The organism is Azospirillum sp. FG154 (assembly GCF_057809575.1).
This window is the reverse complement of record NZ_JBMDKF010000010.1, coordinates 84,736-107,098: the sequence shown is the minus strand read 5'-3', so window position 1 is coordinate 107,098 and position 22,363 is coordinate 84,736. Positions and strand designations below refer to the sequence as shown.

General features: G+C 66.9%; 20 protein-coding genes. 8 read left to right on the top strand and 12 right to left on the bottom strand.

Annotated elements, in window-relative coordinates; translation table 11 throughout:
- Nucleotides 1-67: 67 nt before the first annotated feature.
- The 6 genes from menD to ACODS4_RS13800 form a co-directional block, all read right to left on the bottom strand.
- Nucleotides 68-1,996 carry a 2-succinyl-5-enolpyruvyl-6-hydroxy-3-cyclohexene-1-carboxylic-acid synthase gene (gene menD, locus ACODS4_RS13825; protein ID WP_488864535.1) on the bottom strand — a complete coding sequence of 643 codons (1,929 nt, stop codon included), beginning with the start codon at nt 1,994-1,996 and terminating at the stop codon, nt 68-70.
- A 269-nt stretch (nt 1,997-2,265) separates the two neighbouring features.
- Entirely contained in the window at nt 2,266-3,060 is a 795-nt protein-coding gene (locus ACODS4_RS13820; protein ID WP_488864533.1) for a polysaccharide deacetylase family protein, read from the bottom strand.
- 139 nt (nt 3,061-3,199) lie between these two features.
- Nucleotides 3,200-4,225 (bottom strand): TRAP transporter substrate-binding protein, encoded by a 1,026-nt coding sequence (locus tag ACODS4_RS13815; RefSeq protein WP_488864531.1) that lies wholly within the window; start codon nt 4,223-4,225, stop codon nt 3,200-3,202.
- A gap of 57 nt (nt 4,226-4,282) precedes the next feature.
- Nucleotides 4,283-5,560, bottom strand: a complete 1,278-nt coding sequence (locus ACODS4_RS13810; RefSeq protein ID WP_488864529.1) for a TRAP transporter large permease — start codon at nt 5,558-5,560, stop codon at nt 4,283-4,285.
- Between the two features lie 22 nt (nt 5,561-5,582).
- Nucleotides 5,583-6,107, bottom strand: coding sequence for a TRAP transporter small permease (locus ACODS4_RS13805; RefSeq protein WP_488864527.1), 525 nt, complete (start codon nt 6,105-6,107; stop codon nt 5,583-5,585).
- A complete protein-coding gene (locus ACODS4_RS13800; RefSeq protein ID WP_488864525.1) occupies nt 6,104-6,649 on the bottom strand; it encodes a gluconokinase in 546 nt (181 codons plus the stop codon). Before ACODS4_RS13800 ends, ACODS4_RS13805 begins: the two co-directional genes overlap by 4 nt.
- A 342-nt stretch (nt 6,650-6,991) precedes the next feature.
- On the opposite strand from ACODS4_RS13800, the gene gntR reads away from it, so the two are divergent.
- Nucleotides 6,992-8,065, top strand: a complete 1,074-nt coding sequence (gene gntR, locus ACODS4_RS13795; RefSeq protein ID WP_488864523.1) for an HTH-type transcriptional regulator GntR — start codon at nt 6,992-6,994, stop codon at nt 8,063-8,065.
- 25 nt (nt 8,066-8,090) lie between these two features.
- On the opposite strand, the gene pdxR is transcribed toward gntR, so the two are convergent.
- Entirely contained in the window at nt 8,091-9,533 is a 1,443-nt protein-coding gene (pdxR, locus tag ACODS4_RS13790; RefSeq protein ID WP_488864521.1) for a MocR-like pyridoxine biosynthesis transcription factor PdxR, read from the bottom strand.
- Nucleotides 9,534-9,609: 76 nt separating this feature from the next.
- On the opposite strand from pdxR, the gene ACODS4_RS13785 reads away from it, so the two are divergent.
- On the top strand, nt 9,610-10,233 hold the full coding sequence (locus ACODS4_RS13785) for an FMN-binding negative transcriptional regulator (protein WP_488864519.1): 624 nt from the start codon (nt 9,610-9,612) through the stop codon (nt 10,231-10,233).
- 45 nt (nt 10,234-10,278) lie between these two features.
- Here the strand turns inward: ACODS4_RS13785 and ACODS4_RS13780 are convergent, their stop codons facing one another.
- The 5 genes from ACODS4_RS13780 to ACODS4_RS13760 all read right to left on the bottom strand — a co-directional run bounded on the left by ACODS4_RS13780 (nt 10,279) and on the right by ACODS4_RS13760 (nt 16,479).
- Nucleotides 10,279-11,961 carry a methyl-accepting chemotaxis protein gene (locus tag ACODS4_RS13780; protein WP_488864518.1) on the bottom strand — a complete coding sequence of 561 codons (1,683 nt, stop codon included), beginning with the start codon at nt 11,959-11,961 and terminating at the stop codon, nt 10,279-10,281.
- Between the two features lie 125 nt (nt 11,962-12,086).
- Complete coding sequence (locus ACODS4_RS13775) at nt 12,087-13,220, bottom strand: ABC transporter ATP-binding protein (RefSeq protein ID WP_488864516.1); 1,134 nt, start codon at nt 13,218-13,220, stop codon at nt 12,087-12,089.
- Nucleotides 13,221-13,378: 158 nt separating this feature from the next.
- The gene (locus ACODS4_RS13770) at nt 13,379-14,200 is read right to left on the bottom strand and encodes a carbohydrate ABC transporter permease (protein ID WP_488864514.1); all 822 of its coding nucleotides are present in this window, start codon (nt 14,198-14,200) and stop codon (nt 13,379-13,381) included.
- Nucleotides 14,201-14,208: 8 nt separating this feature from the next.
- Nucleotides 14,209-15,090 carry a carbohydrate ABC transporter permease gene (locus ACODS4_RS13765; RefSeq protein ID WP_488864512.1) on the bottom strand — a complete coding sequence of 294 codons (882 nt, stop codon included), beginning with the start codon at nt 15,088-15,090 and terminating at the stop codon, nt 14,209-14,211.
- Between the two features lie 78 nt (nt 15,091-15,168).
- Entirely contained in the window at nt 15,169-16,479 is a 1,311-nt protein-coding gene (locus tag ACODS4_RS13760) for an ABC transporter substrate-binding protein (RefSeq protein ID WP_488864510.1), read from the bottom strand.
- Between the two features lie 471 nt (nt 16,480-16,950).
- On the opposite strand from ACODS4_RS13760, the gene ACODS4_RS13755 reads away from it, so the two are divergent.
- The 6 genes from ACODS4_RS13755 (at nt 16,951) to ACODS4_RS13730 (ending at nt 22,308) form a co-directional block, all read left to right on the top strand.
- Nucleotides 16,951-17,727 (top strand): SDR family NAD(P)-dependent oxidoreductase, encoded by a 777-nt coding sequence (locus ACODS4_RS13755; RefSeq protein WP_488864508.1) that lies wholly within the window; start codon nt 16,951-16,953, stop codon nt 17,725-17,727.
- A 47-nt stretch (nt 17,728-17,774) separates the two neighbouring features.
- Nucleotides 17,775-18,449: an HAD family hydrolase gene (locus ACODS4_RS13750; protein WP_488864506.1), complete on the top strand. Its 675-nt coding sequence runs from the start codon at nt 17,775-17,777 to the stop codon at nt 18,447-18,449.
- A 37-nt stretch (nt 18,450-18,486) separates the two neighbouring features.
- Nucleotides 18,487-20,112 (top strand): FGGY-family carbohydrate kinase, encoded by a 1,626-nt coding sequence (locus tag ACODS4_RS13745; protein WP_488864504.1) that lies wholly within the window; start codon nt 18,487-18,489, stop codon nt 20,110-20,112.
- Nucleotides 20,113-20,445: 333 nt separating this feature from the next.
- Nucleotides 20,446-21,396, top strand: coding sequence for a sugar-binding transcriptional regulator (locus ACODS4_RS13740; RefSeq protein WP_488864502.1), 951 nt, complete (start codon nt 20,446-20,448; stop codon nt 21,394-21,396).
- 7 nt (nt 21,397-21,403) lie between these two features.
- A complete protein-coding gene (locus ACODS4_RS13735) occupies nt 21,404-21,997 on the top strand; it encodes an IMPACT family protein (protein WP_488864501.1) in 594 nt (197 codons plus the stop codon).
- Between the two features lie 122 nt (nt 21,998-22,119).
- Nucleotides 22,120-22,308, top strand: a complete 189-nt coding sequence (locus tag ACODS4_RS13730; RefSeq protein ID WP_488864499.1) for a hypothetical protein — start codon at nt 22,120-22,122, stop codon at nt 22,306-22,308.
- Nucleotides 22,309-22,363 lie beyond the last annotated feature (55 nt).

Here is a 22,363-nt window from a genome sequence, read left to right as displayed (position 1 = left end):
AAAGTCTCCGCGTTCGGCGGGGCAGGGGAGACGCGCGCCCCGCCCCGCCGCGCGCGGGACCGTCGGATCAATCGTCGCGGTCGAAATTCAGGCTGTCGTCCGCCGCGTCCTGCGAGGCCGGTTGGACCTGCCCGAAGGTGGCGATCATGCCCTCCGGCCCACGCAGGCGGATGGTGGCGTTGATGCCGTTCACCGCCGACCAGAACAGCTTGTGCTGGCGGACGCTGGCCTTGCGGTCGATCACCGCCTCGATCAGGCACGGCCCCTTGGCGGCCATCGCCGCCGCCAGCGCGGCGTTAAGCCCGTCCAGATCGGCGATTTCCCAATGCTCCCAACCGCAAGCCTTGGCCGCCGCGCCGATGCTGAGCGTCGGCGGCGACAGGAAATCCTGATACTCCGGCACGTTGGCCGTCGGCAGATACTCAAAGATGCCGCCGCCGCCGTTGTTCAGCACGACCAGAACAATGTCGAGGTCGCCCGCCAATTGCAGGCTGCCGACGTCGTGGGAAAAGGCCATGTCGCCGATCATGCAGACGGTCTTGGTGTGGCGCTGGGCGGCGGCGATGCCGATCAGGGTGCCGATGGAACCGTCGATGCCGTTGGTGCCGCGATTGGCCAGCAGCCGCAGCCGGGTGTCGGTGCTGCCGGAAAAGCTGTCGAAATCGCGCACGCTCATCGAATTGCCGGAGAAGACCACCGCCCCGTCGGGCGCGGCCTTGATAAGCCGCCGGACGATCGGCGCCTCCCACAGCGAGGTGTCGAAGGCGCTGCGCGACAGCGTGTCGATGAAGCCGTCGCAGGCGATGAAGGACTGACGCCACACGCCCGGCGCGGCCTTCAAACGGCCCGACTCGGTCAGCGCCCGGCACAGGGTTTCCGGGCTGGAGCGGACGATGTGGGTCGCGCGCAGCAACGGATCGGACCAGCGCGTCGTCGGATCGACGACGATGTAATCGGACGCCGTCGATTCCTGCATGTAGGTCAAGACCGGCTTGGACATCGCCGGGCCGCCGAAATTCAAAATCCATTCCGGCTGGTGGGTGGCGGTGAAGCGCGCGGCGCGCAGGAAGGTGTCGGCCCGCGCGATCACTCCGGAATCCGCCGGGGCGCCAAAACGCAGATTGCTGAAGGGATCGGCGATGATGGGCGCGGCCAGTTGCCGGGCCAGCTCGTAAACGGCGGCGGGGAAGCCCGGCTCCTCGACATTTTCCGTCGCGCCGCAAACGATGACGCCACGACGGCCCGACAGCGTGTCGGCCATCCGCTCGACGTCTTCCTGACGCAGTTGGATCACCGGTTCGGTGATGGTCGGCGGCTGGGGGACGGCGCGCTTGACGCGGTTTTTGGGAACCAGCGGGTCGCGGAAGGGCTGGTTGACGTGCACCGGGCCGGGCATCGGCCACAGGCTCTGTTCATAAATGCGCGAGGCGAGCGCCGACAGCGTGCCGATGCTGGCGTCGGGCAGGGGCAGGCTGTGCGACGAGCGGGCGTGCGCGCCATAGGCGCGGATCTGGTCGATGGCCTGGGCCGAACACCGATCCTGATTTTCCGGCGCGCGGTCGGCGGTGATGAGGATCAGGGGGATCATCCCGGTGGACGCCTCCATCACCGCCGGGAAGAACTCGCCCACCGCCGACCCCGACGTGCAAATCAGGATGGTCGGGCGCCGGGTGACGCGGGACAGACCCAGCGCGAAGAAACCGGCCGCCCGCTCGTCGATCACCACGGTGATTTTCAAGGCCGGGTTGGCCCGGCAGGCCAGCGCCAGCGGGGCCATCTGCGCGCCCGGACACATCACGACGTGCGTCACCCCCGCCGCAACCAGGGAATCAATCAGAAAGGCCGACCATTCAAAATTCAACTCGGCGTCGCCCTGGACGATGCCGCGAAAGGTGGTGTTGTCCTTTTCCGCCGGGCGATTGTCGGGCGTGCTCACGGTGGTTGGCGCGGCTGCCGGTTGTTCGATGACGCTTTCGAGACTGCCTGTTGCACTCATGCGATGAATCTCCTTTGCGACTGCCGCCACCACAGCGCAGACGATTGGTTTTTACACCAATAGGAGAAAAATTGACAACACATCAACGGATTTGATGAATTTGTGCGCCGCGCCGCGCCATTTCTGTGGTCAATATTGCAGAACGCTGACGAGATAAATTGTATAAAATACAAATGTATGACCATGAACGCGGCAGTTTCTTGATGGCGACATGCGAAGGCGCCACCCAAAATCCACATTTTGTAGAAAATCTTTAAAGATTATGCATCTTATAGTTTTGATGTCGAAAGAATCCGCATCGCCTCACGCCATTCCGTCAGGGTGACGAAACGAAAGCCACGGCGCCGACCGTCGTCCAGGATGGTTGGCAGGGCCTTGACCGAGGCCGCCTTGGTGCTGTGCGTCAGGATCACGGCGCCCGGCGCCAGACGGGTGGTGACGCGGTTGGCGATGGTTTCGGCGTCGCTTCCCTTCCAATCCTGGCTGTCGATGGTCCACAGCACCGTTTGCAAGCCTTGGGCGCGGGCCAGACGCAGGGTGATGGCGTCAAAGTCGCCGAAGGGTGGGCGGAACCAGGTCGGGCGAACGCCGACGGCGCCCAAGGCGTGGTTGGCGTTCGCCAGATTCTGTTCCTGCTCCGCCGCCGTCAGATCGCTCATCATCGGGTGGGTTTGGCTGTGGCTGCCGATTTCGTTGCCGGACGCGGCGACCAGAGCGGCGGCCTTGGCGTGTTCGGCGATCTTGCGCCCGATGAAGAAGAAGGTCGCCCGCGCCTCGTGCTGTTTGAGGATGTCGAGAATGGTCGGGTCGTTGGGATCGGGGCCGTCGTCGATGGTCAACGCGATCACGCGCGCGGATTTGGCCGACGGGTTGACCCGCGCCAGATCCAGGGCGTCGCCGGGAATCAGATGCTCGGTGACGAAGGGGGCGGCGCCGTGGGTCGCGGCGAAACTGCGCGTCTTGCCGACCGGCGGGGCGGCGGCGTGGAGCGCCGACCAGGGCGACAGGGCGGCGGCGGTCGCGCCGAACAGGACGGCCCGGCGGTTGGGCGTGGCGGCGGGCATGGATGCGAAAACCCCGATCAGCGGATGCGGGGGGCAGAGTGTCCGGGCGAACGGCGCGACGCAAGGCCGTTCGCCCGGAAATCGTCTGTTTTGCCGCCCTTGCCGCTTGGGAGCGGTCAGGGGCGACGCGACCGTATGGTTACTTGCGGACCTTGGCGATTTCCACCTGGAGATCCTTCAGCAGATCGGCCCCGCCGTCGGCGGCGTATTTGTCGAAGGCGGGCTTGACCATCTCGCGCATGCGGCCCAGCTCGGCGGTGCTCAGCTCGTTGATCTTCATGCCCTTTTCCTTCAGCAGGGCGAGGCTTTGGGTGGTCGCCTCGCGGCTGTCCTTGCGCTCGAAATCGCGCGAGGCGACGGCGGCCTCTTGCAGGATCTTGCGCTCGTCCGCCGACAGCCCGTCAAACCAACGCTTGCTGGCCAGCACGATCCAGGGGCTGTAGACGTGCTTGGAAATCGTCATGTAGCCCTGAACCTCGTAGAATTTCGAGGACAGGATCGTCGTCACCGGGTTTTCCTGGCCGTCCACCGTGCCGGTTTCCAGCGCCGTGAACAGTTCGGAGAAGGCCAACGGCACCGCGTTCGCGCCAAAGCGGTTGAACATGTCGATGTAGACCGGGTTCTGCATGACGCGCAGCTTGATGCCGTTCAGATCCTCGATCTTCGTCACAGGGCGCTTGCTGTTGGTCAGGTTGCGGAAGCCGTTTTCCCAATAGACCAGCCCGACCAGACCCTTTTCGTTCAGGGACGCGATCAGCTTCTGGCCGAACGGGCCGTCGAGCACGGCGTCGGCCTCCTTCTCGTCGTTGAACAGGAAGGGCAGGTCATAGACGCCGAAATCCTTGACGATGCCGACCAGCGTGGCGGTGGAGCCGACCATCATTTCCTGCGCGCCGCCGATCAGGGCGTTTTGCATCTGGATGTCGCTGCCCAGACTGGCGTCGCCGAAGCCCTTCAGCTTCAGCTTGCCGCCGGACCGCTTGGCCAACTCCTCGCTGAAGAATTTGACGGCGCGGCCCTGGTTGCTGGCCTCCGACAGGCCGTAGCCGAAGCGGATGATGCGCGGCTTGACGTCCTGGGCGGATGCCGACGAGGTGACGGCGACCGGCGCGAGGATGGCGGCGGCGAGGCCGGTGGCGAGCAGAAGTTTGCGGAACAGCGTCATGATGGTGATCTCCCAAATTTTCGTGTTTTGCGGTTTTTCAGGCGTTGAATGGCGACGTCATTTGAACATGTGAAGGGGCGCGGTGATGATCTCCGGCACGGCGATCAACAGGCCGGTCAAGACGAGGTAGGTGAGCAGGAAGGGCCAGATGCCGCGCGTGGCGCTTTCCAGCGAGATGCGGGCGACGCCGCACACCACGTTCAACACCGTGCAGACCGGCGGGTGGATCAAGCCCAGCGTGCCGATCAGCACGAACATCACCCCGAAATAGGTCGGGTCGATGCCCGCCGCCACGGCCAGCGGGGTCAGGACCGGCCCCAGCACCAGAATGGTCGGCGTCAGATCCATCACCGTGCCGACGGCCAGCAGCAACAGCGCGATGGCCAGCATCAACAGCCTGGGCTGTCCCATCAGCGGGTGCAGAAGCTCCGTCATCTGCTGCGGCAGGTCGGCCAGCGTCACCATGTAGGACGACACCAGCGCGGCGGCGCACAGGAACATCACCGTGCTGGTGGTGCGCGCCGCCTGGACCAGCAGCGGCACGATTTGCGCCAGCGTCACCTGACGGTAGATGAACAGGGCGACGAACAGCGAATAGACGGCGGCGACCACGGCGGCTTCGGTCGGGGTGAACAGGCCGCCGCGCAAACCGCCGATGATGATGACCGGCAAGGCCAGCGCCCAAATCCCGTCGATCAGCGCCTTCACGCGCTCACGCCCGCTCGCCTTGGGTTGGAGCTTCACCGTCATGTCGCGGACGACGAACATCCAGGCGCCGATCAGGCCAAGGCCCATCATCAGGCCGGGCACGATGCCCGCCATGAACAGCGAACTGATCGAGGTGTTGGTGGTCACGCCAAAGATGATGAAGGGCATGCTGGGTGGAATGATCGGGGCGATGATGCCGCCCGACGCGATCAACCCAGCCGAACGCGGCACCGGATAGCCATGGTCGCGCATCATCGGAATCAGCAGGGTGGCGAGCGCGGCGGTGTCGGCGATGGCCGATCCCGACAGGCTGGCCAGCATCACCGACGCGCCGATGGTGACATAGCCCAAACCACCCTTGATGTGGCCGACCAGACTGACGGCCAGATTGATGATGCGCTGGGAAATGCCGCCCGCGTTCATCAGCTCGCCCGCCAGAATGAAGAAGGGCACGGCCATCAGCGGGAAATTGTCGGCCCCGCTCAGCATGTTCTGGGCGACGAGCTGGGCGTCGAAAAAGTCCAGGTGGATCATCAGCGCGACGCCGGTCAGCATCAGCGCGAAGGCGATGGGCATCCCCAGCAGCATGAAGCCGAACAGCGAGGACAGGAAAATCGTCAAGGTCATGGCGTGCGTCCGTCCTCGAAAATCAATGGTCTGTCGAAGCGGCGCCGAAGACCGCCTGGGGATCGCCGGGAATGCGGGCGTCGGGCTGGCCGGACAGGATCCGCCACAGATTGACCAGCACGGTCAGCGTCATGGCGATGGCCGGGAAGAAGCCCGCCGCCGCGTAAAAGGCCATGGGGAAACGCAGAACGGTGGAGCGCGTCTCCATGCCGATCAACAGTTGGATCCAGCTTCCTTCGATGAACAGCCACAGGGCGTAGAGCATCAGCAGATGGGCGACCACCGCGCAGGCCCGCCGCGCCTTGAAGGGCAAGCGGGCCTGGAGCAGCTCCAACCCCAGATGCTGCTGACGCCGCAGCGCCAGCGTCGCCCCCAGAAACACCAGCCAGACGAACATCAGGCGGGAAATTTCCTCCGCCGCGACGATGCCGCTGTTGAAGGCGTACCGCAGCACCACATTGCCGAAAATCAGCGCGACCATGACGGCCAGCATCGCCGCCATCATCCATTCGGTGATTTTTTCCAGCCGATCCGCCACGCGCGTCATGCGTTCCCCCCGGCGGTCGTGTTCACCGCCCTGTTGATGGTGTTCAGATGCCGACAAGCTTCGGCCACAATGGTCTCGGCGGACAGGTGAATCGACCGGGTCAAGGCCGCTTCGTCCGGGCCGGGCGGCTCCAGATCGGCGAATTGGCTGTCAATCAGCGCCGTCGGCATGAAATGCGCCGTGCGCGCCGCCATGCGCGCCGCGATCAACGGCTTGTCGCCCTCCAGATGCAGGAACAACACCCGCGCGCTGTCGCCGCGCAACTGGTCGCGGTAGCGGCGCTTCAAGGCCGAACAGGCGACGACCAGCGGTTGGTTGGTCCGGTCGGCGTCGGCGATGAACCCCGCGATCACGGCCAGCCAGCCTTCGCGGTCGGCGTCGGTCAGCGGAATTCCGGCGGACATCTTGACGATGTTGGCCTCCGGGTGGTGCTGGTCGCCCTCGATGAAGCGGCAGCCGAGCGCGTCGGCCAATCCCTGCCCCACGCTGGATTTGCCGCAGCCGCACACGCCCATGACGACGACGATGGGTGGTCCGATCATGACCCTCTGTTCCTGAAGCCTGGGTTCTTGAAGCAAGTCCTTGCGTCGGCCTTGCGTCAGCTTTATGTTAGCGCTATCATTTCGGCGTCGCCACGGCGCTTTCGGTCGGGAGACCGGCGGGGCCGCTGTCGTGACGCCAGGATGTGGCGATACTGTTAGCGCTAACTTTTCGCCGCGTAAAGTGTTTTGTTGGGACTGCGAACGAACAAAATCACCGTTGCCCGGAGAATGGGAAAGTCCAGCCAGCCCGACGCGCGACAATCGCCTTGCGCCGCGCCGACTCCGCCCGCCATCATCAGCCGCGATTCACCGCCGCGCCAAGGACAAAGGAATCAGAATCCCGTGACCAGCCGCCGCCCGGATCCGCCCACCCCCCTTTCACCCAGCGCTGGAAAAGCGCGCAAGCCGCGTTCGTCGCGCACCGGGCGGTCCACCATGGCCGATGTGGCGAACAAGGCCGGGGTCAGCGCCATCACCGTGTCGCGCGCCTTCAAACGGCCCGAACTGGTGGCCCCCGATCTGCGCGCGCGGATTTTGGAGGTGGCCCAGGCCATGGGCTATGTCCCCAACCAGGCGGCGAGCGCGCTGGCGTCGGCCCGGTCGATGACGGTGGCGGTGCTGATTCCGTCGATGACCAACGCGGTGTTCGTCGAAACGCTGGCCGGGATTCACGACGCGCTGCACCCGCGCGGCTATCAGATCCTGATCGGCGTGTCCCATTATTCGCCGGTGGAGGAGGAGCGGCTGTTGCGCACCTACCTTCAGTTCCAGCCCGACGGCATCCTGTTGACCGGCAACGACCACACCCCCGCCACCCAAACCTATCTGGCGGCGCTGGGCCGCCCGACCGTTCACATGATGGAGCTTCTGGACGATCCCGCCTGTTACAGCGTCGGCTGTTCGCAGTTTGAGGGCGGGCGGCTGATGACCCGCCATTTGCTGGAACGCGGCTATCGTCGCGTCGGCTTCGCCGCCGTGCAGTTGGATCCGCGCACTTTGGCCCGCTTGGAAGGCTACCGCCAAGCGCTGCGCGACGCCGGACTCTACGATCCCCGTCGGGTGTGGCAGGTTCCCGAACCCTCCTCCATCAGCCTGGGCGCCTCCATGCTCGACCGCATGATCGAGGATGGAACCGACTGCGACGCCGTGTTCTTCTGCAACGACGATCTGGCGCAAGGGGCGCTGTTCCAATGCCAGCGGCGCGGCGTCCGCGTGCCCGAGCAGTTGGCCATCGCCGGTTTCAACGACCTCGCCGCGTCGGCCTGGACCACCCCGACGCTGACGACGGTGGCGACCCCGCGCTATGGCATCGGCCGCGAATCCGCCGCGATGCTGCTGGATCTGATGGAAGGCCGTGAACCGCCCAAGCGCCGCCTGGATCTGGGGCTGAGCTTCGTCGGGCGGGAAAGCACCTGACGGTTGCCGGACTCCGCGCGGCTTCTCAACAACGATGGGCCGCCAGCACCGTCGCCAAAATCGCGACGCCCCGGCGCAGAGCGTCAATGTCCAGCGCGGCGTAACCCAGAATGAAGCCGACCGTCGTTGGACGCTCGCCCTTGGGCGCGTAGAGCGGCGCGACCGGGTAAAGACCGATTCCGGTGGCCCGCGCGTCGGCCAGAATCTGTGGCTCGCGGTCGGCGGGAATCCCGCGCGCCCAGAGAACGACGTGCAGCCCGGCGTCGGTTCCAGCCACGACGACGGCGTCGCCCAACGCCTCCGCCACCGCCGCCAGCAGCGCGGCCCGCCGTTCGGCGTTCTTTCGGCGGATGGCGCGCACATGACGCTCATACGCGCCGCTGGTCAGCAGATCGGCCAGCGCCTCTTGCTCCAGCAGCGGCGCGTGGCGGTCGGTCAGGCGTTTGGCCTCGGCGAAGGCCCGCTCCAAGCTGGGGGGTACGACCAGATAGCCCAGACGCAGGGTTGGCGAGAGGGTTTTGGACAGCGTGCCGACATAGACGACGCAATCCGGGGCGAGCGCGCGCAGCGGCGGAATCGGGGCGACGCCGTGGCGGTATTCCCCGTCATAATCATCTTCGACGATGACGGCCCCGTTGCGGGCGGCCCAGTCCAGCAGCGCGCGCCGCCGCCCCGCCGACAGCACGCCGCCCAAAGGGAACTGGTGGGAGGGCGTGACGTAAGCGAGCGCCGCCGGGGCCAGCGCCGCCGAGGACAAGGCGTCGACGCGCAGGCCGTCCTCGTCCACCGGAATCGGGATCTCGACGCCCCCCACCGCCGTGAAGGCGTGACGGGCCAGGGCGTAGCCGGGATTTTCAAACAGGAACGGGTCGCCGGGGTCGAGCAACAGGCGGGCGCAGAGGTCAAGCCCCTGCTGCGACCCGTTGACGATCACGATCTGGTCGGACGAGCAGCGGATGCCTCGGGCGCGCCAGAGATAGCCTTGCAGCGCGGCGCGCAGGGCGGCCGATCCGCGCGGGTCGTCGTAGCGCAACCGCGCGACCCGCCGCAGGCTGACCCGGTTCACCGCGCGCCGCCAGGCCAACACCGGGAAATCGGCGCCGGAGAGATCGCCATAGCGGAAATCCGCCAGCCGGGCCGACGCCGCCGGGACGGGCGGCGGCAGGGCCAGCAACCGTTGTCCGAATTCGGACAGACGTCGGGCGGCGGGCGGTGGATCGACCGGCGCGGGCGCCCCGTCCAACCCATGGGCCACCACCGCCCGCGCGCCGGGGCGGCTGGTCAGATAGCCTTCGGCGATCAACTGGCTGTAAGCCGCCGTCACCGTGGTGCGCGACACGCCCCATTCCGCCGCCAGGGCGCGGGTGGCGGGCAGGCGGCTGCCGGGCGGATGGGCGCCGCTGTGGATCTGGTCCTTGATCGCCGCGATGATTCGGCGCGCCACACCATCCTGCGTCAACTGGCTCACCAAAATCCTTCAAAACTGGATGTTTGAACAAGCCAGATTGTCTGTCATCAGTCGGGGGCACGCAAGGAGCTTCACGATGCACATTCCCCCCGCCTTTCACGACGACGACCCGGTCCGCCTGCGGGCGACGATCCACGCCGCCCGGTTGGCGCAGCTCGTCACCGCCACGGCGGATGGGCCGCTGGCGACGCCGCTGCCGCTGCTTCTCGACGAGAGCGAGGGGGAGCATGGCGCGCTCTACGGTCATCTTGCCCGCGCCAACCCGCAGGCCCACACGCCGCCGCTCGGCGACGCGCTGGCGATCTTCATGGGGCCGGACGCCTATGTGTCGCCCGGCTGGTACGCGACGAAGCAAGACACGGGGAAGGTGGTGCCGACCTGGAATTACGTCGCCGTCCACGCCCATGGCCCGGTCGAATTTTTCGACGATCCCGACCGGCTGCTCGCCCTCGTCACCCGCTTGACCAACCGGCATGAGGCTGGACGCGCGGCCCCCTGGTCGGTGGCGGACGCGCCGCCCGATTTCATCCAGGCGCAACTGCGGGGAATCATCGGCCTGCGCCTGCCGATCCGCCGGTTGGACGGAAAGCGCAAGCTGAGCCAGAACCGCAACGCGGCGGATCGCGCGGGCGTCGCGGCGGGGTTGGCCGCCAGCCCGCTGGCCGAAGACCGCGCGGTCGCCCCGCTCATCCCGCTTTGACCGTTCCGTTCCGTGCGATGGGCGGCTTGGGCGCGGCGAAAGCCGTCACGCGGCGGCCATGCTGTGCAGGAAGCCCGACACGCTGCTGGTCAGCCGGTCGGCCTGGTCGGACAAGTGACCGGCGGAGCGCAGCACCTCGCCCGCCCGCGCGGTGGAGCGTTCGGCGCGTTCGGCCACCGCCGTGATGCCGTCGGTGACGGTGTTGGTGTTGACGGCGGCCTCCGCCATGCGCTGGCTGATTTCGGCGACGGCGGCGGATTGCTCCTCGATGGCGGCGCTGACGAGGGCGCAGGCTTCGCCCAGATCCTCCGTCACCGCGTGCATCCCCTCGACCTCGGTCATCGAGGCGGACGCCAAGCCGTGCAGGTCGCGCAGCCGCTCGCCAATGTCGTCGGTGGCGCGGCTGACCTGTTGGGCCAACTCCTTCACCTCCCCGGCGACGATGGCGAAGCCCCGGCCATACTCCCCGGCGCGGGCCGCTTCGATGGTGGCGTTCAACGCCAACAGATGGGTGCGGGCGGCGATGGCGCTGATGAAGTTGGCGATCTGCTGGGCGCTGTCCACCGCCGACGTGACTTGCCGGGTGCGCGCCACCGTGCGTTCGCCGCCGTGCAGCGCCTCGTCGGCGATGCCGCGCATGCGGTCGATCTGGCTGGCCATGTCGTTGACGGTCACGGAGATCTGTTCGGTCGCGGCGGCGACGGAGGTGACGGCGTGGCCCGACAGGCTGGCCGCCTGTGAGGCGTTCGACGACATCGACAAGGCGTCTTCGGCGATTTTCGTCATGTCCTCGGCGGTCTGCTCCAAGGAGCCGGAGGCGTTGGACAGCTCCGCCGTGATCGCTTCGATGCGCTCGCGAAACTCGTGGGTCAGCGCGTCGATGCGGCGGGCGCGGCGCAGGTCGGTTTCGGTGCGGGCCATCGCCTCCCGCTCCAGCGCGGCGCGGGTTTCCAGCGCGTGGCGAAACTCCTGCATCGCGTCGGCCATCGCCCCAATCTCGTCGCGCCGGTGGCCGTCGGTGATCGCCACGCTGACGTCCCCTTCCGACAGACGGCGCAGGGCCGACAGGTTGCGTTGCAACGGCCCGATGATGCCGACCCGCGCGATCAACACCGCCGTCAAGGCCCCCAGCAGAGCGGCCAGCGCGGCGGCCCCGATCATCACGGCGATGGCGTCGGCGGCGTCGGCGTCCGCCGCCTGCGCGGCGTCGGCGGCGGACGCGGCGGTTCCGCTGGAAATGGCGGACGCGGCGGCCTCAATCCGTTCGACCAGTTCGCGCCCGTCCAGCAGCAGATCGACGATGGCGTCGCGCGCCGTCGGGTCGAGAATCGCCACCTGCGCCGCGCCGATGACCTTTTTGATGTTCTGACCATAGAGGGTGAGATCGGCCTCCAGCCGCGCCGCGTCGGCTTTGGCGACGGCGCCGCGCTCCACCAACCGGGCGAGATCGGCCAGCGCCCCGTCCAGATCGCTTTGCAGCCGTTCGGAAAAGCGGTCGACCACCGCCGGGTTGGCGGCGACGGCGAACTCCGCCCGGTTGATGGCGGTGATGCGGGTTTTCAGCCCCGCCGCGTCCAGCGCCACCTGACCGCCGCTCTGCACGCTGCCCAACCGTTCGCGGTCGCGGTTCAGCCCGCGCACGCCCACGGCGGCCACCGCCGACAGGCCGAAGGCCAGCACGGCGACGATCAGCAGCGTCTTTTGAGTCAGTCCAATTCGGGCGAGCATGGCCGTGCTCCTGGCGCGGATGGGGGCGCGGATGGGCGACAGACCAGGGATGACGGCGCCGGGCGGCGCCGCTTTTGTCCTTGGTCCGTGCGTCGAAGAGGTTTTTAAAGAGAAACGAGGCGTCGTCAGCGCGCCCGCGATCCGCGTCCGGCCTTGCGGTCCAGCAGGGCGTGGCGGTTCAGGCGCTCCAACGCGAGACCGTTGGCGTCGAACAGATGACAGGCGTCGGCGCGCAGCGACAGGCCGACGGTTTCGTGCAGATCCACGGCGGTCTCGCCGTCGGCCTCCACCACCAACAACCCGGCCTCGGCGGTTTGGACGTAGAGGAAGGTCTGGCCGCCCAGCCGCTCGACCACCGACACCTCGCCGCGCACCGGCCCGGCGTCGTCCAACATCAGATGTTCGGGCCGAACGCCCAGGGTCAGCGCCCGCCCGGCGATGGCCTCGCCGCCGCGCACGGGAACCGTCACCGCCCCCTGGCCGACGCCGACGGTCACGCCGTTCGCGTCGTCCACGCTCAGGCATGTGACCGGCACGCTGTTCATCTTCGGGCTGCCGATGAAACCCGCGACGAACAGGTTGCGCGGGTGGTGGTACAGTTCCAGCGGGCTGCCGACCTGCTCGACTTCGCCCGCGCGCAGCACGACGATCTTGCTGGCCAGCGTCATCGCTTCGACCTGATCGTGGGTCACATAGACCATGGTGGCGTCGAGCTGCTCGTGCAGGCGGGCCAGTTCGATGCGCATCTGCACGCGCAGCGAGGCGTCGAGATTCGACAGCGGTTCGTCGAACAGGAAGATCTTGGGCTGACGCACGATGGCCCGACCGATGGCGACGCGCTGGCGCTGGCCGCCCGACAATTGCCCCGGCTTGCGGTCGAGCAGATGATCCAGTTGCAGCACGCCCGCCGCCGCCTTCACCTTGGCGTCGCGCTCCTCCTGCGGCACGCGGGCGAGCTTGAGCGAGAAGGCCATGTTGTCGGCGACGCTCATGTGCGGGTAAAGCGCGTAGCTCTGGAACACCATGGCCAGCCCGCGCCCCGCCGGGGCCACGTCGTTGACGCGCTGGCCGTCGAGGATCAGGTCGCCCGAGGTGATCTCCTCCAACCCGGCGATCATCCGCAGCAGGGTGGATTTGCCGCAACCCGACGGGCCGACGAAGACGACGAACTCGCGGTCCTTGATCTCCAGATCGACGCCCTTGATGACCGAATGGTTGCCGTAGCTCTTGTGAACGGCCTTCAGCGTGAGGTTTGCCATGAGGGGTACTCCCGAGAGATTGGATCGGCGAACGCTTGAACTGGCCTTTCAAGCGTTCGCCGACCGCCGCGACGGCGGCGGCGCGCCCGCGTGGGCGCGGTAAAGCCTGCGTGGCGTTTGAACGCGATACGACACGCCACACGCGTGGCGGGGCGGTATCACTTAACCGCGCCGAAGGTGAGGCCGCGCACCAGTTGCCGCTGGCTGAGCCAGCCGAAGACGAGGATGGGGGCGACCGCCATGGTGGACGCCGCCGACAGCTTGGCCCAGAACAGCCCCTCCGGCGCGGAGAAGGAGGCGATGAAGGCGGTCAGCGGTCCGGCGTGGGCGGCGGTCAGGTTGAGGCTCCAGAACGCTTCGTTCCAGGTCAGGATCACCGCCAGCAGGCCGGTGGACGCCATCCCCGGCAGCGCCAGCGGCAGCAGCAGAAAGCGCAGTTCGTCCAACGGGGTGGCCCCGTCCATGCGCCCGGCCTCCAGGATCTCGCGGGGGATTTCCCGGAAGAAGGTGTAGAGCATCCACACCACGATCGGCAGGTTGATGAGCGCGTAAACGAAGACCAACCCGGCCAAGGTGTCGATCAGCCCCAGATCGCGGAAGACCAGCGTCACCGGCACCAGCGCGCCGACCGGCGGCATCATCTTGGTGGACAGCATCCACAGCAAGGTTCCGCGCGTCCGCTTGGTCGGGAAAAAGGCCATGCCGTAGGCGGCGGGAACCGCCAGCGCCAGCGCCAGCAGGGTCGAGCCGAAGGAGACGACGACGCTGTTCAGGGCGAATTTCAGATAGTCGGCGCGCTCCTGGACGGTGATGTAATTTTCCAGCGTCGGCGTGAAGATCAGCGACGGGGTGGTCGCCACCGCCTCGATCTCCGTCTTGAAACTGGTCAGCAGCATCCAGGCGATGGGGAAGAACAGCGCGCTGGCGGCGAGCCAACCGGCGACGCTGAGGGCGGCGTGGGTGTCGAGCTTCAGTCGCATGGCGGCCCTCACGCGTCGAGATTGCGGGCGATCGAGCGGACCAGGAAGGCCGCGACGATGTTGGCGAGAACAATGGCGATGACGCCGCCGGCGGACGCCGTGCCGATGTCGTATTCCAGAAGCGCCCGGAGATAGATCAGATAGGTCAGGTTGGTGGAGGCCAACCCCGGCCCGCCGCCGGTGGTCACGTAGATTTCGGCGAAGATCGACAGGAAAAAAATGGTCTCGATCATCACCACCACCTTGATGGCGCGGCCCATGTGCGGCAGCACGATGTACCAGAAAACCGCCAGCGGCCCGGCCCCGTCCATCCGCGCCGCCTCCTTCTGCTCATGGTCGAGCGATTGCAACGCGGTCAGCAGGATCAAGAGGGCGAAGGGCAGCCATTGCCATGCGACGATGACGACGACCGAAAACAGCGGCCATTGACCGAACCAATCGACCGGCTGAAGGCCCAGCGCGCGGGCGATGGCGGCGCTGACGCCGTTGACCGGGTGCATCAGCAGGTTTTTCCAGATCAACGCGCTGACCGTCGGCATCACGAAAAAGGGCGCGATGGCGAGCAGACGGGCGATCTTGCTGCCGAAGAATTCCTGATCGAACAGCACCGCCAGCAGCGTGCCGCCGACGATGGTGATCGCCAGCACCCCGCCGACCAGCAGCAGCGTGTTGGCCATGGCGATCCACAGCGAGGAATCGGTCAGCAGAAAGCTGTAATTGCTGAGGCCGACGAAGCCGGACAGCTCGGGGCTGAGAAGATTGTAACGCTGGAAGGAAAACCACAGCGTCATCACCAGCGGGACGATCATCCAGATGAACAGGATGACCACCGACGGGGCGACGAACGGCAGGGCGTTGACGCCCCGTCCTCCCTTGATTGGCTGGTTCATGATGCGGATGTCCAAAAACGGGATGCGGCGGACGGAAGAGGGACGCGCGGTCGGCGCGCCCCTCCGCCGGTTGGGCGCTTACTTGATGTAGCCGGCCTGCTTCATCGTGCGCTCGACCGCCGTCTGGGCGGATTGAAGCGCCTGATCGACCGTGCTCTGCCCCGACAGGGCGGCGGCGACCGATTGGCCGACCTGCGTGCCGATGCCCTGGAATTCCGGGATCGCCACGAACTGGATCCCGGCGTAGGGAACCGGCTGGGCCGTCGGGTGGATCGGGTCGGCGGCCAGGATCGCCTTCAACACCGTCTCGCCGAAGGGAGCGGCTTTCTTGTATTCGGGGTTGTCATAGGTGGATTTGCGGGTGCCCGGAGGGGCCGCAACCCAACCCTGCGTTTCGCCGACCAGCGTCACGTAATCCTTCGACGTCGCCCAGGCGATGAACTTCTTGGCCGCGTCCGACTTTTTGGACGAATTCGGCACCGCCAGCGCCCAGGCCCAACCCCAACCGGCGCCGTTTTCCACCTTGGCGACGGGGGCCTTGGCGAAGCCGGTCTTGTCGGCGACCTTGCTTTCCGCCGGGTTGTAGATGTGGCCCGCCGCCGCCGTGGCGTCGATCCACATGGCGCAATTGCCCGAGGAGAACAGCGCGCGGTTTTCGTTGTGGCCGTTGGAGGTCGCGCCGGGAGGGCCGTAATTCTTCAGGATGTCGACGTAGAAGGTGACGGCCTCCTTCCATTCCGGCGAGGTCAGTTGCGGTTTCCAATCCATGTCGAACCAGCGGCCGCCGAAGGTGTTCGCCAGCGTGCCGACATAGGCCATGTTCTCGCCCCAGCCCGGCTTGCCGCGCAGGCAGATGCCGTACAGGTTGTCGGCGGGCTTGTGCAGGGCGGTGGCGAATTTTTTGATGTCGGCGTAGGTCGGCTGTTCCGGCATGGTCAGACCGGCCTGGGCGAACAGATCCTTGCGGTAATAGGTGAAGGAGCTTTCGGCGTAGAAGGGCGCGGCGTACAGCTTGCCGTTCACCGTCAGCATGTTGCGGACCGGCTCGATCACGTCCTTGTAATCATAGGAATCGCCCAGATCGTCGAGCGAGGCCAACCAATTCTGCTTGCCCCAGATCGGCGTTTCATAGGCGCCGATGGTGACGACGTCGAATTGCCCGCCCTTGGTGGCGATGTCGGTGGTGACGCGCTGGCGCAGCACGTTTTCCTCCAGAATGACCCAATTCAGGTCGATCCCGGTCTTTTCCTTGAACTTGGGCGACAGCTTTTGCATCACGACCATGTCGGCGTTGTTCACCGTGGCGATGGTCAGCGTCTCCGCCGCCGCGATGGTGGCCCCGAAACTCGTGAAGCCCGCCATGAGCGTGGCGGCGATGGTCTTGCGCATTGTACGTTTCCTCCGCTTTTTGATTGGATAGTCGAGGCTTTGGGCGCTTTTGGAAAAGGGCAAAATGACGGACGGTCGCTGTGGCGGACCGTATTGGGCGTCGAAGTGGGCGTTTTGACCAATTTTGAGCGTTTGCCCACATCTTGCCAGAGCGACGGCGCCGCCAAAATCGGGCGTTTGCTCGACAAGTGAGCAATAAAACACTTCGTGCGTCAAGCGAATTTCTGAGATTGCGTGATGAAATCGTCCATGCGGCGCAACATAAGGCCGATATCTGTCGCTGCAACGCAGCAATACGCCTAATTTCGGCTGAGCGTTCGCTCACCCAACAAATTTTTGTTGACAGGCGGGTTGGGCTATTTCTCATATAGGCGACATTCGCTCAATCGCGTGGGCCGCCGGGGACGCGCAGCGTCGCCCCCGCCCACGCTCCTTTCGGACCCGCACCGGGATCCGCGCTGGGGAAACGCCATGTATATGAAAAAATATGATCTTTCGGGTCGCGTCGCCGTCGTCACCGGCGGTGGTCGCGGCATTGGTTTGGCCTGCGCCCAGGCGCTGGCCGAGGCGGGCGGCGTCGTGGTCATCGCCGAGGTGGACGCGGCGGTCGCCGCCAGCGGCAAGGCGGAGCTGGAAGCCGCCGGTTTCAGCGCCGACGTCGTCCTGCTCGACGTGACCAAGCCCGACGACGTCACCCGCGTCGCCGACGACATCGTCGCCCGCCATGGCCGGATCGACATTCTGGTGAACAACGCGGGCATCGCCCGCAGCGGCACGCCGGGCGAAGAGGTGACGGACGAGCATTGGCTGAACGTCATCGACGTCAATCTGAACGGCGTTTTCTGGTGCTGCCGGGCCTTTGGCCGCCACATGCTGGAACGCGGCGTCGGCGCGGTGATCAACATCGGCTCGATGTCGGGCTTCATCGTCAACAAGCCGCAGCCGCAAAGCTATTACAACGCGTCCAAGGCGGCGGTGCATCATCTGACCCGCTCGCTGGCCGCCGAATGGGGGGCGCGCGGGGTGCGGATCAACGCCGTCGCCCCCACCTACATCGAAACCCCGTTGACCAAATTCGGCATGGAGGAGGGCGGCGATCTCTACCGCGCCTGGATCGAGATGACGCCGATGGCGCGCATCGGCCAGCCGGATGAAATCGCCTCCGTCGTGCTGTTTTTGGCGTCGGACGCGGCCAGCCTGATGACCGGCTCCATCGTTCTGGCCGACGCCGGTTACAGTTGCTGGTAAGCTGGCGCGCAGCCTGAGACCGTCGTTGATGAGGAAAGGGTGAGATTGTGGCTATCCGGGCTTTGCTGTTTGATCTGGACGGCACCTTGGCCGACACTGATCCGCTGCATTTCGAGGCGTTCGTCGCCGCGTTGGAGCCGCATGGCATCGCCATCGACCACCAGTTCTTCAAGACGGCGATCTCGGGCCGCTCCAACGAGGCGATCTGCCGCGACCTGTTCCCCAACGCCAGCAGCGCCGAGCATGACCGCTTCGCCGACGACAAGGAGGCGGCCTTCCGCCGCGCGTCGGGCGGGCTGACCGCGATTGACGGTCTGCACGCCCTGCTGGACCGGGCGCGCGGTCTGGGCGCCCGCATCGGGCTGGTGACGAACGCCCCGGCGGCCAACGTGCGTCATGTGTTGGATCTGCTGAAGCTGACCGGCGTTTTCGACCCGTTGGTTCTGGGGGAGGAGCTGCCGCGCTCCAAACCCGATCCGCTGCCCTACCAGACGGCGCTGACCGCGCTGGGGATGCAGCCGGGCGAGGCGCTGGTGTTCGAGGACTCGCTCCCCGGCGTGCAGGCGGCCAAGGCGGCGGGGATTCTGACGGTCGGGCTGACGACGACGCTGTCGGCGGACGCGCTGCGCCAAGCCGGGGCCGACGCGACGGTCGCCGATTTCCTCGACCCGATCCTGCCGCTTCTGTTGACGCGCGGCGCCGACGCGTTGACGCTGCGGTGAGAAACGGAACCAACCAAAGCCGCGTGGGGAGGACAGGATGACGAGCGAGGCCGCCGAGACGGTGATCGGCGTCGATGTCGGATCGACCAGCGTCCGGGCGGGCGTGTTCACGCCGCAGGGCCGCCTGCTGGGCCGGGCGGTGCGCCCCATCGCCACCCACCGCCCGCAGGCCGATTTCGTCGAGCAGGATTCGGCGAACATCTGGCAGGCGGTCTGCGCCGCCGTGCGCGACGCGGCGGCGGCGGCGGGGGCGGCGGCGGATCGGGTGGTCGGCATCGCCTATGACGCCACCTGTTCCCTGGTGCTGCGGCAGGCCGACGGCGGCAAGATCGGCGTGTCGCCGGACGGGAACGGCGCGGGCGGCGCATCCGACCAGTGGGACACCATCGTCTGGATGGATCACCGCGCCATCGCGGAGGCCGAGGAATGCAGCGCCAGCGGGGCGGAGGTGCTGCGCTTTCTCGGCGGGCGGATGTCGCCGGAAATGGAGATCCCCAAGCTGATGTGGCTGAAGCGCCACCGGCCCGACGCCTGGGCGCGCTGCGGCTTGGCCTTCGATCTGGCGGATTTCCTCAGTTGGATGTCGACCGGACGCAACGAGCGGTCGGTCTGCACGCTGACCTGCAAATGGACCTATCTGGCCCACGCCGAACAGCCGTGGGACCGGGCCTTTCTGGCGCAAGTCGGGTTGGATGATTTTTTTGAACGGACCGGGGCGCCCGACCGCGCCTTGCCCATCGGCCACCCCATCGGCCCGCTGACCGCGCAGGCGGCGGACGCGCTGGGGCTGACCACCCGTTGCGTCGTCGCCGCCGGGTTGATCGACGCCCACGCCGGGGCGCTGGGCACGCTCGGCGCGCATGTCGGCGAAAGCATCGACAACCGGATCGCGCTGATCGCCGGAACCTCCTCCTGCAACATGGGGCTGACGGCGGCGCCGCGCTTCATTCCCGGCGTTTGGGGGCCTTATTACGGCGCGGTCTGCGACGGCTTTCATCTGAGCGAGGGCGGGCAATCGGCGAGCGGGGCCTTGCTGGACCACATCGTCGAAAGCCACCCGGCCCGCGCGTCCTTCGGTCCCAAGCCGCACGACGCCATCGGCGCCATCCTGCACGCCCGCATCACGCAAGCGGAGGGGGAGGCGCTGGCCCCGCGCCTGCATGTGCTGCCCGATTTCCACGGCAACCGCTCCCCGTTGGCCGATCCGAACGCGGTGGGCGTGATTTCTGGTCTGACGCTGGACCGCAGCGCCGAATCCTTGCTGGAACTCTATTGGGCGACGGCGGCGGCCATCGCCTATGGGGTCCGCCACATCATCGACCGCATGAACGAGGCCGGATACGCCATCGACACCATTCATTTGAGCGGCGGCCACGCCGCCAACCCCTTTCTGGTCAAGCTCTACGCCGACGCCTGCGGCTGCGCCATCGCCCGCTCCGGCTGCGCCGAGCCGGTGTTGCTGGGAACGGCGACCGCCGCCGCCGCCGGGGCGGGTCTGCACCCCGGTTTGGCGCAAGCCGCCCGCGCCATGGCCGGGGCGGACACGCTGTTGCACCCGGCCCCGCAGGCCCGCGCCATGCACGACCGGCGTTACGCGGTGTTTCTCGCCATGCACCGCCAGCGGTTGGAACTGGACCACCTGCTGGTCAGCGCGCCCGCCTGATTCTTCACACAAGCATCCCCGCGCCCGGATCGGCGCGGGGGCTGAACCGGCCGGCCTTGGTGGGGACGGAAGGCCGGTCGTCGTCGCGCGGCGTCGGTTCGGTCGCCGCGCGATCCATGGGGCTTGCCCCATGGCCGTCCCCGTGGTGTCACCCTCCAGCCCCCTCCGTTTGCCTTGGAGCGGGGTGCCTTTGGGCCGGGCGCTCTTCATCGCCCGGCCCCTTTTTCCATTTTGCGGCGTGGATCACCCCGCGAGCCAACACAACCCATAGCCACCGGATTCGCTTTTCACGTAGTCTGACCCCGAAACCGGCAGCAGGAACCGAACGCCCCGATGTCAGACCGTCACAGCCGGAAGCTCGATCAGGCGGCGCGCGCCGCTTGGCTCTACTACATCGCCGGGAACACCCAGGACGAGGTTGCGGCGAAGCTGAACGTGTCGCGGCAGGCCGCCCAGCGCATGGTGTCCTTGGCGGTGGCCGAAAAGCTCATCAAATTCCGCCTGAACCACCCCATCGCCGAGGCTGTGGCCTTGGAAGAGCGGTTGCGCGAGCGTTACGGGCTGACCCAATGCACGGTGACGCCGGTCGATCCCGGCCAACCCAACCCGATCCCCGGCATCGCCATCGCCGCCGCCGAGCAGATCGAAACCTATCTGGAATCGCGCGAACCGACGGTGCTGGGCCTGTCCACCGGGCGGACGCTGCGCGCCGCCGTGGCCGAGGTCATGACGATGAACCGGCCCGAGCACAAAACCGTCTCCCTGGTCGGCGCGATGCTGCGCGATGGCCGCGCCGCGCCCTATGAGGTGGTGATGAGCCTGGCCGAGCGCACCGGCGCCTCGGGCTTCCCGCTGCCCACCCCCAGCGTGACGGAGGCGGTGGAGGAGGCGCAGGTGCTGCGCGCCCAACGCTCCTACACCCGGATTCTGGAGCTGGTGGCGCAAACCGCCGCCTGCTTCGTCGGGGTCGGCAGCATCGCCTGGAACTCCGCCTTTCACCATGACGGCTTCGTCAACGACGCCGAACTGATGGAACTGATCGATCTGGGCGGCGTCGGCGAAATCGCCGGGCGCGTGTTCAACAACGTCGGCGAGCCGCTGCACGGCGCCGTCAACGACCGCATGGTCGGGGTGCCGCTGCCGATCCTGAAGGATTGCACCACCATCATCGTTGGCGGCGGCGACCAAAAGGTGATGGCGATCCGCGCCGCCCTGCGCGGCAAACTGGCCAAGGGCCTCATCACCGACGAGCGCACCGCCGCCGCCATCCTGTCGCTGGGCTGACGCGGCGATGTTCACGCTGACGGGCGCCGGGCGATTCGAGCAGGACGTCAAGAAAAGCCGTTTCGTCGCCTGGGCGGGACCGGCTGACGACGAGGACGAGGCGCGCCGCTTCATCGCGGCGCATGGCGCCCCGGACGCCGGTCACAATTGCTGGGCCTTTCGCGTCGGCGCGCTCCACCGTTTCAACGACGATGGCGAACCGGGGGGAACCGCCGGGCGCCCGATTCTTCAGGCCATCGAGGGGCAGGATCTCGACCGCGTGGCGGTGGTGGTCAGCCGTTGGTTCGGCGGAATTCTGCTGGGAACCGGCGGCCTGGTCCGCGCCTATGGCGGCACGGCCTCGTCCTGTTTGCGCGCGATGGCGCGCGAACCGATCGTCGCCGTCACGACCCTGTCCATCGCCTGCGCCTTCGCCGACGAGGCGCGACTCCGCGCCGCGCTCGCCGCCCTTCCGGCGACCCTGGTCGAAAACACCGGCTTCACCCCCGCAGGCGTTCGGCTGCGCGTCACCGCCCCCTGCGGGCAGGTGGAGGAGGTCATCCGCAAGACCGCCGACGCCACGCGCGGCCAAGCGGAGATCCAGCGCGACGACGCGGCCTGACCGGCGCCCCCTATATTCCGCCTATATTCCGCCCCCTCGCGCGCGCCATCGCTTTTATATGGCCGACGGCCCTCTTTTAAAGGAACCGGCGAAAACCGGCTCCCGATGGTCACGAGGCTCTCATGGTGTGGATTGTGGAACATACGGCGCTGGAACCCCGCCGCCCGACGCTGACTCTCGAAGACGCGGACTCGCCGCCGGACGAAATCCCCACAGTGCGGGAGGTTCTGGGCGAGATGGCGCTCACCATCGCCTTTTTCCTGCTGTTGGCGCTTGCGCTGCATCTGATGGTTGATGGTTTCATCGGATAAAGCCTGAAAATTCCCATGAGCGCCGTCGCGACGGGCGGCGTTTGGAGCGTCGGTT